Here is a 15025-nt window from a genome sequence, read left to right on the forward strand (position 1 = left end):
CTGAACCGACCTCGAGGCCGGCCGAACGGGCGCCAGTAATCCCGTATTGTGCCCGACGCAAGGCGATTTTTCGTCCTCGTAAGCCGGGGCTACTATACCCCTTTTCCAATAGAAGCGCTTTAGGGGACGTAACTCCTTGTCCGTCTGTATGTCCCAGCGACAGGGCGCAGACCTCTCCTACGAGGACGGGGCGCGTGCAGTCGAACTCGCACGCGAATCCGTCGAATCCTACGTACGGCACGGCCAACGAGAACACCCGGGAAGCATGCGCGAGACCTTCTACGAGCGCACCGGCGCGTTCGTCCGGCTCGAATCAACCCGCGGTCGGGGCAGCCTCCGGGGCTGTGCCGGCGGCTATCGCTCGGGTGAACAGCTCGGTCACGTCATCGTCGACGCGGCGATCGAAGCCGCGAGCGACGACTCCTGTGGCTCGGAGGTGACGCCCTCGGAACTCTCGAACCTGACCGTCTCGGTCTGTACGGTTCGGAACATCCTGCTCACCGACGACCCGCTCGAGGACCTCGAACTCGGAACCCACGGCGTCGCCATCGACGGCGGCGGCAACGCGGGGTGGCTCTACCCGACGATTCCAGTTGAGAACGGCTGGAGCGCCCGCGAGTACCTCGACCGAACGTGCCGCAAGGCCGGACTCCCCCCGACGGCCTGGCAGGACGACGACGTCGTCGTCACCCTCTTCGAGGGACAGGTCTTCCGCGAGCGCTCGAGCGACGGGAGCATCGAAGAACTGTAACGTCTCCCGTCGCGTCCGTCTGGTTCGATGTGGCCCGCGCTCGGTGCCCACTCGCCGGACAAACGCACGTCGGAGGTGGCGCCTTCGGGAGGCGTCCACCAGGGGAGGGGGACACTACTCTTTTCATAGCGAGCGGCGCATCGATGAATCGCATCTGACGCGTCGCCTGGCGCGTCGAGTCGACCCGAGGATTTACTATCACTCACTCGAACATTTCGAGACGAAATATGGCAACTGTTGACGAGACTGCCATCGACCCGTCGGATGCCTACGATCGGCTTCTCGAGCGATCCGAGAAGCTGACGAACCTCCGGATGGCGTCGATGGCGCTGGGGTGGGATCAACGGGTGATGATGCCCGAAGGGGGAACGCCGGCGCGAGCGGGGCAACTGTCGACGCTCTCGTCGCTCGGACACGAACTCCTGACCGCCGACGAGGTGGCGACGTGGCTCGAGGCGCTCGAGTCCGATGGGGTGACGCGGGATACGGGTAACGCCGAATCTGCGGACGGCCTCACCGACGAGCAGGCGGCGGTCGTCCGCGAACTCCGCCGGGAACACGACCGGGCGGTCGACGTCCCAGCCGACCTGATCGAGCGGTTGACGGCCCACCAGGCCGAGACCCAGCAGGTCTGGCAGGAGGCGAAGGCGGCCGACGACTTCGAGCGATTCGCGCCGGCGCTCGAGGAACTGATCGCCCTCCATCGCGAGCGCGCGGCGGCGATCGACCCTGCAGAGAACCCCTACCGGGTGCTCTACGAGGATAGTTTGCCGTACCTGCCGCTCGAGACGGTCGAGCGCATCTTCGACGAGTTGCGCGAGCATCTCGTTCCACTGATCGACGAGATCCAGGACCGGGGCCGCGAGCTGCCGACGCCGTTCGCGGGCCACACCTACGACGAGGAGACCCAGATGGCGCTCTCGGAGGCCGTCCTGGACGTGCTCGGCTACGACCGCACGCACGGCCGTCTCGACACGGCCCCCCACCCGTTCATGTCGGGCAACCAGTTCGACGCTCGGATCACGACTCGCTTTCGGGAGGACGACCCGCTCGACGCGCTGACGGCGACGATCCACGAGTTCGGCCACGCGACGTACCAGCTCGGCCTCCCGAAGGATCAGTACGGAACTCCGCTCGGCTCCTCGCTCTCCTCGGGCGTCCACGAGTCCCAGTCTCGCTTCTGGGAGAACCACGTGGGCCGGACGAGGGCGTTCTGGGAGCTGATTCTCCCCACCGTCAAGGAGCACTTCCCGCACCTCGAGGACGTGACCGTCGACGAGGCCTACGCGGCGGTCAACCGGATCTACCCCGACAACCTGATCCGGGTCGAGGCGGACGAACTCACCTACCACCTGCACGTCATCCTCCGGTGTGAGATCGATCGGGCGTTCGTCGAGGGAGATCTCGACATCGTCGACATCCCAGAGGTCTGGAACGACAAGATGGATGACTACCTCGGGGTCCGACCGAAGACCGACGCCGAGGGCTGTCTCCAGGACACCCACTGGTCGTACGGCTTCGCCGGCTTCCAGGGGTACACCATCGGGAGCGTGCTCGCAGCCCAGCTCGACGCCGCGATGCGCGAGGACCTCGAGGTAGACGCGCTCGTCCGGGAGGGGGAGTTCGACCCGCTGCGCGAGTGGATGACCGAGCACGTCCACCGCCACGGCCAGCGGTATCCGACCGAGGAGTTGATCGAGGTGGCGACGGGCGAACCGCTCACCGCCGAGTACTTCCTCGAGTACGTCGACGAGAAGTTCCGGGCGCTGTACGGGCTCTAGCGCTGGATCGGCCCGGTTTCGAACGGGCGCCGTGAGCGACCCTGTGTATGCCGGGCGAGTACTTCTTTCTCCAGCCGCCCCTGACTCGAGTATGCGCGTCTCGATACCGGGGATGCCGGGCATCTACTACGACACCGACGCCGAATCGACGGCGGTCACCCTCGCGCTCACTGCGGCGGGCCGCCGAGCGCCGAAACCGCACGGGTACGCCGTACAGGCGCTCCCGTACCTCTGGGGGTTCGACGTCGACCTCAACGACGTACCGCCGGACCACCCGCTACAGTATCTCCACCCGGACGGCGCCCGGAGTATCCAGGAGTTCGCGCCCGACGAGAACCTCGAGCGACTCGCGGGCGACGCCGACCGACTCGGGCGAGTGCTGTGGGCGATCAACGAAGAGACGGAACGCGGTATCGAGCAACTGATCGGCAAACGGCGCGAGGAAGAGACTCGAGGGACGACGATCGAAATCGAGTCCGGTCGGCCTGAGGACCGCGACCGCGACCGCGACCGTGACCGAGGCCGAAATGGAGTTCAGAGCCAGGATCAGGACCGAAATCGAGATCCGGGTGCGAAACGAACTCGCGCCGACGAGTTTGGAGAAGACGTCATCGAGCCCGGACCAGGACCCGACGCTGACGCTGACGCCGACGTCGATCCCGACTCCAGCCACGACCCGGACTCCGATCCTCGAGCGTAGTCACTGTTCGTAGCCACCGCTCGTAGTCACTGTTCGTAATCACTGCTCGAGTTATTTCGCCAGAGAGAATCGCACGAGTATTGGCTGCCGTCGAACGGGCCGCCGAGAAAATCGCCTATACCTACAGCCGCGGCAAGAACGCGTACAACAGCAACCCGAACGCGAGGTGCTGGAGCATCGTTTGCTCGACGGTCGCTCGGACGTAGTCCTCGTCGGCGATGGCGTACTCCTTCGTACGGACCTTCGCGTGCATCGAGAGTACGCCCTCGTCCTCGAGCGCGTGGAGGCTCGGGTAGACCGTCCCGGGGCTGAGCTGGGCACCGAAGAGGTGCGTCAGGTCCGAGAGGAGTTCTTCCCGTGAGTTTCACCGTGAAGCGAGATGAGCATCAGGAGAATCTCGTCGAGGTTCTCCTTGATGATGGCGTCGTCGAACTGGACGTCGTCGGTCGGGAGCGCACTCGTGACCTCCGCCATGAGTTCGTCGAGTTCGCGCTTGACGGCGCGGCTGTCTTCTTTGGTCGTCCCGATTGTGATATGACCCACAAGCGCATACCGCGCCTTCAGGCGCGGGTCGAGCGGTAGGCCCGGAGCATCGTCCGGTATCGATGGTTGGTCTGGATTGCCATCGTAACCGTTTTGCTGTGGCCTGACGTCCCATAGGGTGCTACGAATACCGTGAGATGCCGTCCCCGAACCACAAAGGGTAGCGAACCAGCGGTGGTTCGCACGGCGATGACATGGGATTCGACGGGGCCTGTTTGACCGGGCCACAGCCCTATACAGGGGAGGAAACGAGAGTTCCTCCGGTATGCTGCCGGTTCCCCTTGAGTAAGGGTTGGAACCTCCAACGCCACGCCCGGCGGAAATCCGATGGGCGGATTCCACGTCCTTTAGGGCGTGGAGGAGGTCAAATCGTACTGTGCTGACTGCCCTGTCGCAGTCGCCGCGCTCGAGAACTGCTCGAGGACGGACTTCGTGCTGGGGTTTTGCTCACGCATTTTCGAACACCTGGAGGGGGAGGGGGGGGGGGGGGGGGAGGGGGGTCACGACCGAACGCATCACCTTCCCCACGCACGAGAGAAAGATTAAATTATTTTCATATATAATCGTAAATTATACAATAAAAAATCATAATGTACTAAAGAACGTGGCCGATTTTTGCCTGTATAGAAACCACTTGCCTGATATCGTGATGTGTGGTATTGGCACTCAAATTGCGCCTGAGCGGCTTTACGGGCAATTTCGAGTCAATGGTTTACGATTGTAAATGCGGCCGCTCCGACAGTCGGCTCGCCAGACAATCGGCGTCGTCGAGAAGATGACGCTTCGCCGTCAGGAGAGGCTCGTCGCCTCGTCTCGGATGATGCTCACCATCTCGCTCGGCTGACTCGAGTCCTCCTCCTCGTCGTCCAGTCGGCGCTCGCCTTCGCGTCTCCAGGTGTGTGTCCTCCTCACACGGCGGCCCAACATCTGCAGCCTTCGGAAGGGTTTACCCGTTGCACGCGATTGACTCGCGCATGAAGATTCTGGTCACAGACCCCATCGACGACGCGGGTCTGGACGTACTTCGCGACGCCGGCCACGAGGTCGAGACGGCCTACGAACTCGAGGGCGAGGCGCTCCTCGAGGCGGTTTCGACGGCACACGGACTGATCGTGCGCTCGGGGACGGAGGTCACGCGCGGGGTCCTCGAGGCGGGCGAGAACCTCGTGATCGTCGGGCGGGCCGGTATCGGGGTCGACAACATCGACATCGAGGCGGCCACCGACGAGGGGGTCATCGTCGCCAACGCGCCGGAGGGGAACGTTCGCGCGGCCGCCGAGCACACGGTCGCAATGACGTTCGCCGCCGCCCGCTCGATCCCACAAGCTCACGCCCGCCTGAAGGACGGCGAGTGGGCCAAGAGCGAGTTCCTGGGGACCGAACTCAACGGCAAGACCCTCGGCATCGTCGGTCTTGGCCGGGTCGGCCAGGAGGTCGCGAAGAAACTCGACGCGCTCGGCATGGACCTCGTCGCCTACGACCCCTACATCTCCGAGGAACGCGCCGACCGCCTCGGTGCCGAACTCGTCGACCTCGAGACCTGCCTCGAGCGCGGCGACTTCCTGACGATCCACACGCCGCTGACCCCGGAGACGGAAGGGTTGATCGGCGACGCCGAACTCGAGCGTTTCGGCCACGGCTACCTCGTGAACGTCGGTCGCGGGGGCATCGTCGACGAGGACGCGCTCGCGGCGAAGGTCGAACAGGGAGTGGTGGCGGGTGCGGCGCTCGACGTCTTCCGCGAGGAACCGCTTCCCGAAGACTCGCCGCTGCTGTTCGTCGAGGACGTCATCGTCACGCCCCACCTCGGGGCCTCGACCGAGGCCGCCCAGGAGAACGTCGCGACCTCGACGGCCGAACAGGTCGTCGCCGCCCTCGCGGAGGAGCCAGTCGCGAACGCGCTCAACGCGCCGTCGATCGACGAGAGCGCGTTCCCGCGCCTCGAGCCCTACATCAACATCGCCGAGACGGCGGGCAAGATCGCCGCCCAGGTGCTCGACGCCCGCATCGAGTCCATCGAAGTGCGCTACGAGGGCGACATCGCCGAGGAGGACGTCGAGTTCGTCACCGCCTCGGCGCTGAAGGGCGTCTTCGAACCGCTCGAGTGGCAGGTCAACGCTGTCAACGCCCCCCAGATCGCCGAGGACCGCGGCGTCGACGTGACCGAGTCCAAGAGCCGCCAGAGCGAGGACTTCCAGAGCCTGATCTCGGTGACGGTCTCGAGCGGCGACGACGCGATCACGGTCGACGGTACCCTGTTCGCGGGCAACGACCCGCGGATCGTCCGCATCGACGACTACCGCGTCGACGCCATCCCCCACGGGAAGATGGTCGTCACCCGGAACACGGACGAACCCGGCGTCATCGGTCTCATCGGGACCGTGATGGGTGCCCACGGCGTCAACATCGCAGGGATGTTCAACGCTCGTGAGGCCCACGGCGGGGAGGCGCTGACCGTCTACAACGTCGACGGCGAGGTGCCCGACGAGGCGAGGGAGGAACTCGAGGCCGACGAGCGAATCATCAGGGTTCGGTACATCACGCTGAACGGGTAGTAGCCCGTTTGGCTGATTCGGATTCGTTTTCGGCCGTCGTCGCTCGAGTTGTCAGAAACGCTCATTTATCCCGCGCTTGGTGGCGTATACAGTGCAGCACCAGTCGAGTCACGCCGTTCTCGTCGGCGACCCCGTAATCTGCACCGACGCACACGATCGACTCCTGGTCGACGCCATCGTCGCGACAGCGGCGGTCTCGGAGTCGATAGCGATTCGTCTCGAGCGGACACACTTCGAAGACGACTACGTCGACGTAATTTCGCTGCTCGAGGACCGATTCGGCGCACGGTCTGACGGTGACGAGATCGTCTACGAGGTAGCCACCGACCGCGAGATTGGCGACGAACTGACAGCACTGCTCACGATCGACTCCTGGCAGCGAGTGCACGCGCTCAGGTCGATTCGGCTCTTCCACGACGGTCGGTGCTGCCTCGAGTACGTTCCGGAACACACGTCGTTCACCCTCGACGAAGACGCGAACCCCGCCGTAATTTCGGCCATTCGCGCGGCACTCGAGCCTCATCCGGCGGGCGTGTTCTCGACGGAATCGTTCGTCGAGTGGGAGCACGGCGAGACGTCGTACCGCATCGCGCCGCCGTCGCTCTGTATCGGGAATACGTGCTTCGGCGTGCAGATGCTGGCCGGGATGGAACCCGATTGCGATCGGTGCGTGATCGCGCTCTCCTGGCACGAGCCGTCGGCGGACGTTCTCGGGAACGTCCTCGAGAAAACGATCGGTCTCATCGGGGAGCCCCGCCCCGACGAACTCCGGTTCTCGTCGCTCGAATCGTTCGAGTCGGTGCGGGACGTCCTCGAGCGTATTACCGGGGTTACGGGTATCGACGGTTCTCCCCGCTAGTTCGTCGTCCAGACTGTGTCTTCGGCCACCGCTACAATTATTGCATTCGATGGCTGATTAATTGCATGGACTACAAGGATCTGGTCGTGACCGCGTCTGCCTTATTGGGCGGCGTTCTCGGGAGCACGGTCGGTGGAATTCTCGGACTCGGTGCGGGTATCGTCGTCGGTGCGGGGGTGAGTGCAGTATGGGCGTACGAGACCGACCGACGAAATGCACAGGAAACGTAGCAAGAGGGCGTAGTACGATCTCTCTATCGACCAGTCATGCTCTGGGTGCCTCCCGAAGAGTTATGTTTTTTGAATACGACACGTTTCCAATGAACAGAAGGTGCGTACTCGCTCTCGTCGGAGCGAGCGCCAGTGTTCCGGGTGTATACGTCGCGTGGAACTGGTATCAAGCGCCGTCCCTGCCGGACGGAATGGACGTCGAAACGCTGTACGTTAGCGGAGACGTATTCGGCGAGCCAGTGCCGCCTGACCGCGACCTTGACTGGAGAGAAGAGCGATACAGGATTATCCGAGATGGGGAAACAGGGGCAGACAAGATCACCTTCGACGATTCTGCGATCACATTTGTCGAGGAAACCGACTTCGACGCCTCGTCTCTCGTACTCGTCCAGACGGGAATGCAAACAGAGCCCAAGCTCGCACTCGAGGAAATCTCTCGCACCGGCGACGGGATTCACCTCGACGTAACCGTCGAACATCCGTGGTGGCGGGGCGTGAACGACGACCTGGGAATCCACTCGCTGCTCGTCAGGGTCACTGACGAACGAGACGACGCCCTCGAGTCGGTTTCGGTGGCTATCGAGGGATACCTTTGATGACGACCAGTGACGTCCACGACGGGTAGCACACCTACGCAAATTTCTGCACGGTGACCTCGAGCGTGTCCAGGTCCACGATGGGCGCGTAGCCAGAGTCGGGATCGATGTTGACGCTCTTCTGGAAGTCCGTCTGGGCCTGCCAGCACCCGGAGTTGATCGCGAGCACGTTGTGGTACTTCCCGAACCCGAGTTTGTGGACGTGACCGGTGTGGAAGATGTCGGGCACCTCGTCGATGATCAGGTGGTCCTTCTCCTCCGGGGCGAGGCGGGTGTGGCCCCCGAACTGGGGCGCGACGTGGCGCTTCTTGAGGAGGTGGTACATCGCCTTGTGTGGGTCGTCGTAGCTCGCTTTCTCCGCAGGAAGCTCGGCGATGACCTCGTCCAGGCTGACGCCGTGGTACATCAGGACGGAGACGCCCTCGACGGTGACCATCGCGGGGTTGCTCACGATCTGTGCGTCGTGGGCGGTCATGATCTCGCGCAGGTTCTCGTCGAAACCGGGCTGGGGCTCGGCCAGACGAACCGCATCGTGGTTGCCCGGGATCATCACGATCTCGAGGTCGCCCGGGACCTGCTTGAGGTACTCGCTGAAGCGCTCGTACTGGTCGTAGATGTCGATGATGTCGAGTTCCTCGTCCTGGTTCGGGTAAATCCCGACGCCCTCGACCATGTCGCCGGCGATGAGCAGGTACTCGACGTGCTGGGCGTCCTCGGTGTGGAGCCAGTCGGTAAAGCGGTTCCAGGCGTCGTGCATGAACTCCTGGCTGCCGACGTGGACGTCGCTGATGAGCGCCGCCTGGACGTGGCGGTCGGCCGTCGAGGGCTGGTGCGTACGGGGTACGTCCGGGAAGTACATCGAGTCGACGAAGGCGATACCTGCGTCGTCCGAGAGCGTTCCTTCCATCGCGAGTACCTCGTCACAGAGCAACTCGTCAACCAGGTCGGCGTAGTCGCGGTCTTTCATCACCAGCCACGGGAAGGTCCCGGTGGCGTCCTCGAGTTCGATCAGCCAGTGCCCGCTGGCCGTCGAGCGAATGTCGTTGACCAGCCCGACCATCCCGACCTCGCCGCCGCCGGGCATCGCCTGGATGGCGGTCGCCGGGCGGTGGTTGACCCGGCCCCGGAGTTTGCCGCCGAGGCGCTCGAGGCGGTCGCGAAAGACCGCCACGAAGTCCTCGTACTCGCCGGTGCCGGTACTCTGGCCTGTCATGTCGTTGGCGACGTCGATCGACTGGCGGCTCGGGTCGAGGGGCGTTCTCGGAGCGGGACTCCCCCCCGTTTCAACTGGAGTGCTCCCCTCGCCCTGTGGCGATGCGTCGGGGCTGGTTCCAGTCGAAACAGGGGGGTCCTGGCGAGCGGACGTCGGCTCGGTCGCAGCGGGCTGGGTGTCCGTTTGCGCGTCGAGCACCGTCCTGACGTCCTCGGTCCGGAGGACGAGCGCATTCTCGGGGGCGGCGTCGATAGCGCGTTCGAGGACGCCGGCGGGGTCGTCTGCGGTGGCGATGAGCGTCACGGCTTCGCGGTCGGCGTTGTAGCCGCGGCTCGTGAGCTCGCTGACGATCCGGGCCGGCCCCTCGAGTGGCACGTCCTGCGTATTCGCGAGTGACAATAAAAGGATGGCGGATACGACCGTCCGCTTGAGCGACGAACTGTCGGCGTGGGAACGCGACTCACCCTCGAACAGAAAATTGATTGCCGCGTCTCCCAAACCGGGACTCGATGAGCGGTGACGGCGGCGACGACGAACGCGAGAACTCGAGTGAGCGCGCCGACCGCACCGGGCCGGAACGCCCGAACGACCGGGCGGACGGCGATCAGTCGGGGGACGATGGTACCGAACGGGCCGACTCGAGTCGACCACCTGCGGAGGGAACCGACTCGAGTGCGGGCCGAAGCGAACCTCCGCCGCCGCAGGCGTCCGGCGATGGTGGCGATGGAGACGGTGTCGGTAGCGGTGGTGACAACGTTGGTAGCGGCGGTAGCGGTGGTAGCGGTGACGGCGACATCGGTAGCGGTAGCGGTCGCGGCGACAGCGGTACCGACGGCTCGAGACGCCAGTCGACGCTCGCCACCCAGACGACCCGGGAGCGCGACCGGACACCGCCACCGCCACAACGGGCGCGGCCGGACGACGACCGGGTGACTATCGAAGACGACGGCCCGATTCGCTGGTTCCTCCGGACCAACAACGGCACCGTCGTCGCGGTACGCGACGTGCTGAGTAGCGTTGCGCTCGTGGCCGTCATCGGCCTGGTGCTCTTTGGCATCAGCGGCATCTGGCCGCCGCTGGTCGCCGTCGAGAGCGGGAGCATGGAACCCAACATGGAACGCGGGGACATGATCTTCGTCGTCGCCGAGGATCGGTTCGCCGGCGACGATCCGGTCGACGGAACCGGAATCGTCACACGCGAGGCTGGTCTCGAGAACGGCCACGAGAAGTTCGGCGGGGCCGGCGACGTGATCATCTTCCGGCCGAACGGCAACGCACGCGAGACGCCCGTGATCCACCGCGCCCACTTCTGGGTCGAAGCCGACGAGAACTGGGTTGACGGGCAAGCGAATCCGGAGTTCGTCAACGGCGCCAGTTGCGAGCGCGTTCGGGCCTGCCCGGCCCCCCATGACGGGTTCGTCACGAAGGGCGACGCCAACAGCGGCTACGACCAGACGGCGAACGTCGGCGCCGACACGTCGGTCGTCAAGCCCGAGTGGACCACTGGCAAGGGCATGTTCCGTATCCCGTGGCTCGGGCACGTTCGGCTGAGCTTCGAGAAACTCTTCCCGTTCGCAGTGATTCCGGACGTCTCGAGCACCCTCACCCTCCTGTCACCGACGCTTCTCGGGATGGTCGGCGCAATTGGATTCGCGTATCCACCGCGCTCAAGGCGGCGCTGATCGTCCCGGTGCTGACCGGCCGACTCGCGTGCCGTCTCGGTTCGTGTGGCCGTGTTGTATCGCTCTTAGACTCAAACTCGCCCGAACGTCTCGTTCGAGATGCGCACCGGCGACGGCGTCGGCCCAGATAGAGTGAGGTCGGACTCGGTTCGGACTCGAAGCCGTCTCCCGGTTCGCCGCTGTCGGCGTTCGGTTCGGCCGTCGCTCCGATCTGACTCGCGGCCGAAGGCCGCCTGCCAGGACGACGGCAGTTCGCGCACGCGTTTTTCGACGGTCGTTTTCCCGACGTCGTCGGCTTCCTCGTAGCCCAGTTGCGTTCGTTCGGTCGTGCGTTCCACCGTGAGTTCCGTCGTGAGCGCCCCTTCGGGTTCGCGTTCGACCGTATCGGTCGCCTCGAGTTCGCGGGCAACGCGCCCGAGTTCGTCGAAGAGGTCGCTCGCGATGGTGTCGTCGGCGTCGATGGCGTCGTCGGTCGTGGGGTCGTGAGCGCCGTCACCGATGGCGGCGTCGGCGATCAGGTCGTCGGGCGAATCGACGTCGAAGGCGTCGAGTACGGCGTCCGGATCGGGCGTGACGTCGTCGAAGACGTCCGAGGCGTCCGGTTCGTCCCTGGGGTAGTCGCTCATAGGTACTCGAGCGCTCCACCCCGTCCCTATTGGTTAGTCTCCTGTTAACCACTGTTTCGGCGCGGCTGCGGACACTCTCCGTTTGGTTTGACAGTGCCTAACGTGGTGATGCCCAGGCCGATTTCTCACCGCTGATCACTCGAGTCCGTCGCCGTCCAGCCGAAACACGGCCCGCGTCTCCTCGTCGGTCCGCTCGCTCTCGACCCGGGTTACCGTCGCTTCCGCCTCGAACTCGCGGGCCAGCCCTTCGAGAATGCCGTGGGCCATCGCCGGGTGGTCGCGGTGTGAGCGGTACGTGACATGGAGATCGGATTCGGTCGACTCGCAGGTCACCGTCGGCGGTCGGTTCTCGGCCGACTTGGCTGCGAGCGCAGCGGCGATCTCTTCGAGCGCCTCGAGGAGGTCGACGAGCGCCCAGTCGTCTCGCCAGTGTGCGCGAAAGTTCTGGAGCAACGCGGGAGCGAGCGTCCGGCCGAAGTCGCGCTCGACGGCAGCCGCCTCGTGACCCGACAGCTCGGCGACGGTCTCGAGAATCGTCACGATTTCCTCGTCGGGGTAGTGCGAGACCGGCAGGTAGAGCTGGGGGTCGATCCCCGAGCGCTCGAGGACGACCGCCCAGCTCGCTTCGTCGGTCTTCTCGACGACGTAGGTCTTCAGCGTCTGGTGGACGAGTCCGTGCATCTGGGGCGAGTGTGTGGCGCGTGGTCGATGATCCGGCGGCATCCCGGCGTGTTTCTGGTGAACCTCCGATGAGTCCCCCGTTCGGATCGATGATTCGACCCAACCGTAATATGTCGTTCGACTCATGGGTATTCGGCCGTCCGCTCGCGGCAATTTTCCCGGTGATCCGAGATCAGTCGAGGTAGCCCGCGCTCTCGAGCTCGTCCGCGACGACTGGCGCGACGGAGACGGCACTCGCCGGTCGCTCGAGTGTGTCGGTGCCGTAGACGGCCTCGACCCCGGCGTTCGAGAGCCGCGTGTAGGCGTTCCGGACGAGCAGCGGGTGGACGCAGGTCACGAAGACGCGCCCGACGCCGCGATCGCCGAGGACGGCAACGGCCTCGCTCATCGTGCCCCCGGTGGCGATGATGTCGTCGACGACGACGACGTCTCGATTCGCGACGTCGACGTCGCTCGGGGAGATCTCGACCTCAGTGCCGGAACGGCGGGTCTTCTCGAAGTAGTCCGTTTCGCCGCGACCGTAGGCGTCGCGGACGGTTTCGGCTAGCTCGATCGCGCCCGAATCGGGGGAGAGAAAGACCGGTTCCTCGAGATCGGTCGGAAGCGGGTCGGCGAGGACGCTCGCGGCGTCGACGGGAGTCGCCGTTGGGTCGAAGAACGTACAGACGGTTTCCTCGTGCGGAGTGACGACGAAAACGGCGTCGGCACCGGTCGAGATCGACCGGGCGACGGCGCGCGCCGAGATTGGCTGGCCGGGCTCGAACGCCCTGTCCTGGCGGCCGTAGCCCATGTACGGGACGACGGTGACGACCTCGGACGCGCCGGCCTCCCGGGCGGCGTCTTGCAGACAGAGCAGCTCGACGTGGGCGTCACTCGAGGCCGTCGCGGCGACGACGACGACGCGCTCGCCCTCGAGGTCAGCCGACTCGCCCTCGAGGCTGACGAACAGTTCGCCGTCGGGGAAGCGGTCGTAGGCGACGCTGGCGAGCGTCGCGTCGCGTTCGCGGGCCAGGGCGGCCGCGAGCGACTGGGAACTCGAGGCGCTGACGATGGTGGTCATACGCGTGGAAAGCGTCCCCGTGGTAAAACCCGTTTTCGTTCGTCGCTCTCGTTGTTCTCGTGCTCGCTACACCGCACCCACCGTCTACGTCTCCGTTTCGCCGCTTCCATCGTCTTCGCTTAACCCAGCGGCCGTCGACCGTCGGATCCCTACTCGTCGCTCTCGTTCGCTTCCTCGGCGTTCTGAGCGGCCTCGATGTCCACGTCTCCCGACCCGCAGGGGCCGCCCTCGGTGACGCCGGCGATGCGGACCGTGCCGTCCCGGCGGACCAGGACGATGAGGTTGAGGCAGTCGGGCTCGCTCCAGTTCGCCGGCGTCACCTGCGTGAAGTCCCCGCCGTCGATGCGGGCGGTTACCCGGAAGTCGCCCCGTTCGTCGGGCCAGTCGGCCTCGAGCGTGGCGCCGCCGGTTTCGTCGTCGAACTCGTGGGTCGACCAGTGGACGATTTCGCCGTCGTACTCGACGAGGACGTCGACCGTGTGATCTGCGTCGTCGAGGTTCTCGACGGTGATTTCGCCGAGGCGCGTTCCGGTCGGTGCTGGTTCTTCGCCGCCGTCCGGCCCGTCCCCGTTTCCGTTCCCGTCACCTTCGTCGGCCGATCCCAGACAGCCAGCGGTCGCCATTGCACCGGCGACCCCTGATGCCGCGAGCACCCGTCTGCGTGTCAATTCGGTCATATTCGAGCGAATGGGGTGCCCTATTGATAACTCCCCGTCAGACGCTCGTCTGACGCCGCTCGTTGGCGACTCAGGCGCGCTCGAGCGGAACGACCATCGCGGCGACGCCGCGGACGCCGATCGGATGGGGCCGCCAGCGGGACTCGGTTCCCGGTCCCCGGCCGGGGTCGGCCACCAGGACGGTTCCGTCCTCGGTTACCGCGTAGATGCCGTCGCCGTACGCGACGTCCACGAGGTCGGTATCCAGCGCTTCGAGACGCCGCCAGCCGTTTTCGCTCGCCGTTTCGGGGTCCGCCCCGCCTGTGCCGTGTTCGTATACTGCGTCGCCCAGCGCGTGGGCGCGACCGAGCGATCCGGGGTCGCTCAGCGGATCAGCCGCGACCCGATCGAACGGTCCCTCGAGGTCGCGCATCCAGCCGTTACCGAGGCGGTAGAGGCCGTCCGCGGTCGCTGCCAGGGGGACGCCAGCGGCGGAGACGTCGCGGACCGCCGAGAGACCGGCGTGTACGAGTCTGGTTCCCGAACGCCGGTAGACGCCCGCGTCCGTCGCGAGGAGGTCGCCGTCTGCGGCCCGGACGGTCGGTTGCTCGGGCGCTTTCGCGTCGGGAAACGCGAGGTCGTGCCAGTCGTCCGCCGCGAGTGTCTCGAGGCCCAGAGTGCCCGCCCGCCCGGCTGCGTCCGCAGCCAGCAGCGTCCCGTCGCGGATTCCGACGGCGACGGCGGGACCGAAGTCGGTTCGGACGAACGCGTGTTCCTCGGACTCGCTCGACAGGTCGGAGACCAGGACGTCTTCGTCGGTCGCGACGGCCAGCCAGCCGACGCCCGCCGCGAGGTCGTGGGCGGTGCAGCGCTCGAGCAGCGAGAACTCGCCGACGGCGTCCCCCGAAATCAGCACGCGGACGACGCCCATCTCGGCCGCGACGTAGGCCGCCGTCGCTCCCTCGCGAGCGCCGTAGACGCGTTTTTCGTCGATCGAGACCATATCTCGAGTCGGGCGGCGTGCGCCGAAAGGCTTGCTGTCTACTGTCGTTCTCCGAGGGTGTCCTATTACTATAGAATTAATAGTAAGTG

At 65.4% G+C, this 15025-nt stretch carries 15 protein-coding genes and 1 pseudogene; 8 read left to right on the plus strand and 8 right to left on the minus strand.

Annotation, left to right across the window (positions count from 1 at the left end):
* Nucleotides 1–148: 148 nt before the first annotated feature.
* The 3 genes from NGM29_RS03880 to NGM29_RS03890 all read left to right on the plus strand — a co-directional run bounded on the left by NGM29_RS03880 (nucleotide 149) and on the right by NGM29_RS03890 (nucleotide 3232).
* Nucleotides 149–751 carry a TIGR00296 family protein gene (locus NGM29_RS03880; protein WP_254159087.1) on the plus strand — a complete coding sequence of 201 codons (603 nt, stop codon included), beginning with the start codon at nucleotides 149–151 and terminating at the stop codon, nucleotides 749–751.
* Nucleotides 752–978: 227 nt separating this feature from the next.
* A complete protein-coding gene (locus NGM29_RS03885; RefSeq protein ID WP_254159088.1) occupies nucleotides 979–2532 on the plus strand; it encodes a carboxypeptidase M32 in 1554 nt (517 codons plus the stop codon).
* A gap of 91 nt (nucleotides 2533–2623) precedes the next feature.
* A complete protein-coding gene (locus NGM29_RS03890; RefSeq protein ID WP_254159089.1) occupies nucleotides 2624–3232 on the plus strand; it encodes a hypothetical protein in 609 nt (202 codons plus the stop codon).
* A gap of 121 nt (nucleotides 3233–3353) precedes the next feature.
* On the opposite strand, the pseudogene NGM29_RS03895 reads toward NGM29_RS03890, so the two are convergent.
* Nucleotides 3354–3733 (minus strand): annotated as a pseudogene (locus NGM29_RS03895) (helix-turn-helix transcriptional regulator); the annotation flags it as partial.
* Nucleotides 3734–4564: 831 nt separating this feature from the next.
* Nucleotides 4565–4687 carry a hypothetical protein gene (locus NGM29_RS21130; protein ID WP_256548182.1) on the minus strand — a complete coding sequence of 41 codons (123 nt, stop codon included), beginning with the start codon at nucleotides 4685–4687 and terminating at the stop codon, nucleotides 4565–4567.
* A 62-nt stretch (nucleotides 4688–4749) separates the two neighbouring features.
* Between NGM29_RS21130 and serA the strand changes: the two genes are divergently transcribed.
* From serA to NGM29_RS03915, 4 genes are all read left to right on the plus strand, one after another.
* A complete protein-coding gene (serA, locus tag NGM29_RS03900) occupies nucleotides 4750–6330 on the plus strand; it encodes a phosphoglycerate dehydrogenase (RefSeq protein WP_254159090.1) in 1581 nt (526 codons plus the stop codon).
* Between the two features lie 91 nt (nucleotides 6331–6421).
* A complete protein-coding gene (locus tag NGM29_RS03905; RefSeq protein ID WP_254159091.1) occupies nucleotides 6422–7189 on the plus strand; it encodes a hypothetical protein in 768 nt (255 codons plus the stop codon).
* Nucleotides 7190–7254: 65 nt separating this feature from the next.
* Nucleotides 7255–7419 (plus strand): hypothetical protein, encoded by a 165-nt coding sequence (locus tag NGM29_RS03910; protein WP_254159092.1) that lies wholly within the window; start codon nucleotides 7255–7257, stop codon nucleotides 7417–7419.
* Nucleotides 7420–7508: 89 nt separating this feature from the next.
* Nucleotides 7509–8015: a hypothetical protein gene (locus NGM29_RS03915; protein WP_254159093.1), complete on the plus strand. Its 507-nt coding sequence runs from the start codon at nucleotides 7509–7511 to the stop codon at nucleotides 8013–8015.
* A gap of 34 nt (nucleotides 8016–8049) precedes the next feature.
* On the opposite strand, the gene NGM29_RS03920 is transcribed toward NGM29_RS03915, so the two are convergent.
* The gene (locus NGM29_RS03920; protein ID WP_254159094.1) at nucleotides 8050–9603 is read right to left on the minus strand and encodes a DNA-directed DNA polymerase II small subunit; all 1554 of its coding nucleotides are present in this window, start codon (nucleotides 9601–9603) and stop codon (nucleotides 8050–8052) included.
* Nucleotides 9604–9737: 134 nt separating this feature from the next.
* Between NGM29_RS03920 and NGM29_RS03925 the strand changes: the two genes are divergently transcribed.
* On the plus strand, nucleotides 9738–10910 hold the full coding sequence (locus NGM29_RS03925; RefSeq protein WP_311136837.1) for a S26 family signal peptidase: 1173 nt from the start codon (nucleotides 9738–9740) through the stop codon (nucleotides 10908–10910).
* 71 nt (nucleotides 10911–10981) lie between these two features.
* Here NGM29_RS03925 and NGM29_RS03930 read toward each other — a convergent pair whose 3' ends face one another.
* The 5 genes from NGM29_RS03930 to NGM29_RS03950 form a co-directional block, all read right to left on the minus strand.
* On the minus strand, nucleotides 10982–11536 hold the full coding sequence (locus NGM29_RS03930; protein WP_254159095.1) for a hypothetical protein: 555 nt from the start codon (nucleotides 11534–11536) through the stop codon (nucleotides 10982–10984).
* Nucleotides 11537–11671: 135 nt separating this feature from the next.
* A complete protein-coding gene (locus NGM29_RS03935) occupies nucleotides 11672–12217 on the minus strand; it encodes a heme NO-binding domain-containing protein (RefSeq protein ID WP_254159096.1) in 546 nt (181 codons plus the stop codon).
* Nucleotides 12218–12389: 172 nt separating this feature from the next.
* A complete protein-coding gene (locus tag NGM29_RS03940; protein ID WP_254159097.1) occupies nucleotides 12390–13277 on the minus strand; it encodes a ribose-phosphate diphosphokinase in 888 nt (295 codons plus the stop codon).
* Between the two features lie 149 nt (nucleotides 13278–13426).
* Nucleotides 13427–13954: a twin-arginine translocation signal domain-containing protein gene (locus NGM29_RS03945; RefSeq protein ID WP_254159099.1), complete on the minus strand. Its 528-nt coding sequence runs from the start codon at nucleotides 13952–13954 to the stop codon at nucleotides 13427–13429.
* A gap of 70 nt (nucleotides 13955–14024) precedes the next feature.
* Nucleotides 14025–14936 (minus strand): HVO_0234 family beta-propeller protein, encoded by a 912-nt coding sequence (locus tag NGM29_RS03950; RefSeq protein ID WP_254159101.1) that lies wholly within the window; start codon nucleotides 14934–14936, stop codon nucleotides 14025–14027.
* Nucleotides 14937–15025 lie beyond the last annotated feature (89 nt).

It is taken from the genome of Natronosalvus rutilus, from assembly GCF_024204665.1.
GTDB lineage: Archaea > Halobacteriota > Halobacteria > Halobacteriales > Natrialbaceae > Natronosalvus > Natronosalvus rutilus.

Bases quoted from the DNA above. Each gene is read 5' to 3' on its own strand.
- serA (WP_254159090.1), top strand. From the start codon at position 4,750: ATGAAGATTCTGGTCACAGACCCCATCGACGACGCGGGTCTGGACGTA.
- NGM29_RS03940 (WP_254159097.1), bottom strand. From the start codon at position 13,277: ATGACCACCATCGTCAGCGCCTCGAGTTCCCAGTCGCTCGCGGCCGCC.
- NGM29_RS03890 (WP_254159089.1), top strand. From the start codon at position 2,624: ATGCGCGTCTCGATACCGGGGATGCCGGGCATCTACTACGACACCGAC.
- NGM29_RS03880 (WP_254159087.1), top strand. From the start codon at position 149: ATGTCCCAGCGACAGGGCGCAGACCTCTCCTACGAGGACGGGGCGCGT.
- NGM29_RS03935 (WP_254159096.1), bottom strand. From the start codon at position 12,217: ATGCACGGACTCGTCCACCAGACGCTGAAGACCTACGTCGTCGAGAAG.
- NGM29_RS03885 (WP_254159088.1), top strand. From the start codon at position 979: ATGGCAACTGTTGACGAGACTGCCATCGACCCGTCGGATGCCTACGAT.
- NGM29_RS03915 (WP_254159093.1), top strand. From the start codon at position 7,509: ATGAACAGAAGGTGCGTACTCGCTCTCGTCGGAGCGAGCGCCAGTGTT.
- NGM29_RS03925 (WP_311136837.1), top strand. From the start codon at position 9,738: ATGAGCGGTGACGGCGGCGACGACGAACGCGAGAACTCGAGTGAGCGC.
- NGM29_RS03945 (WP_254159099.1), bottom strand. From the start codon at position 13,954: ATGACCGAATTGACACGCAGACGGGTGCTCGCGGCATCAGGGGTCGCC.
- NGM29_RS03930 (WP_254159095.1), bottom strand. From the start codon at position 11,536: ATGAGCGACTACCCCAGGGACGAACCGGACGCCTCGGACGTCTTCGAC.
- NGM29_RS03950 (WP_254159101.1), bottom strand. From the start codon at position 14,936: ATGGTCTCGATCGACGAAAAACGCGTCTACGGCGCTCGCGAGGGAGCG.
- NGM29_RS03910 (WP_254159092.1), top strand. From the start codon at position 7,255: ATGGACTACAAGGATCTGGTCGTGACCGCGTCTGCCTTATTGGGCGGC.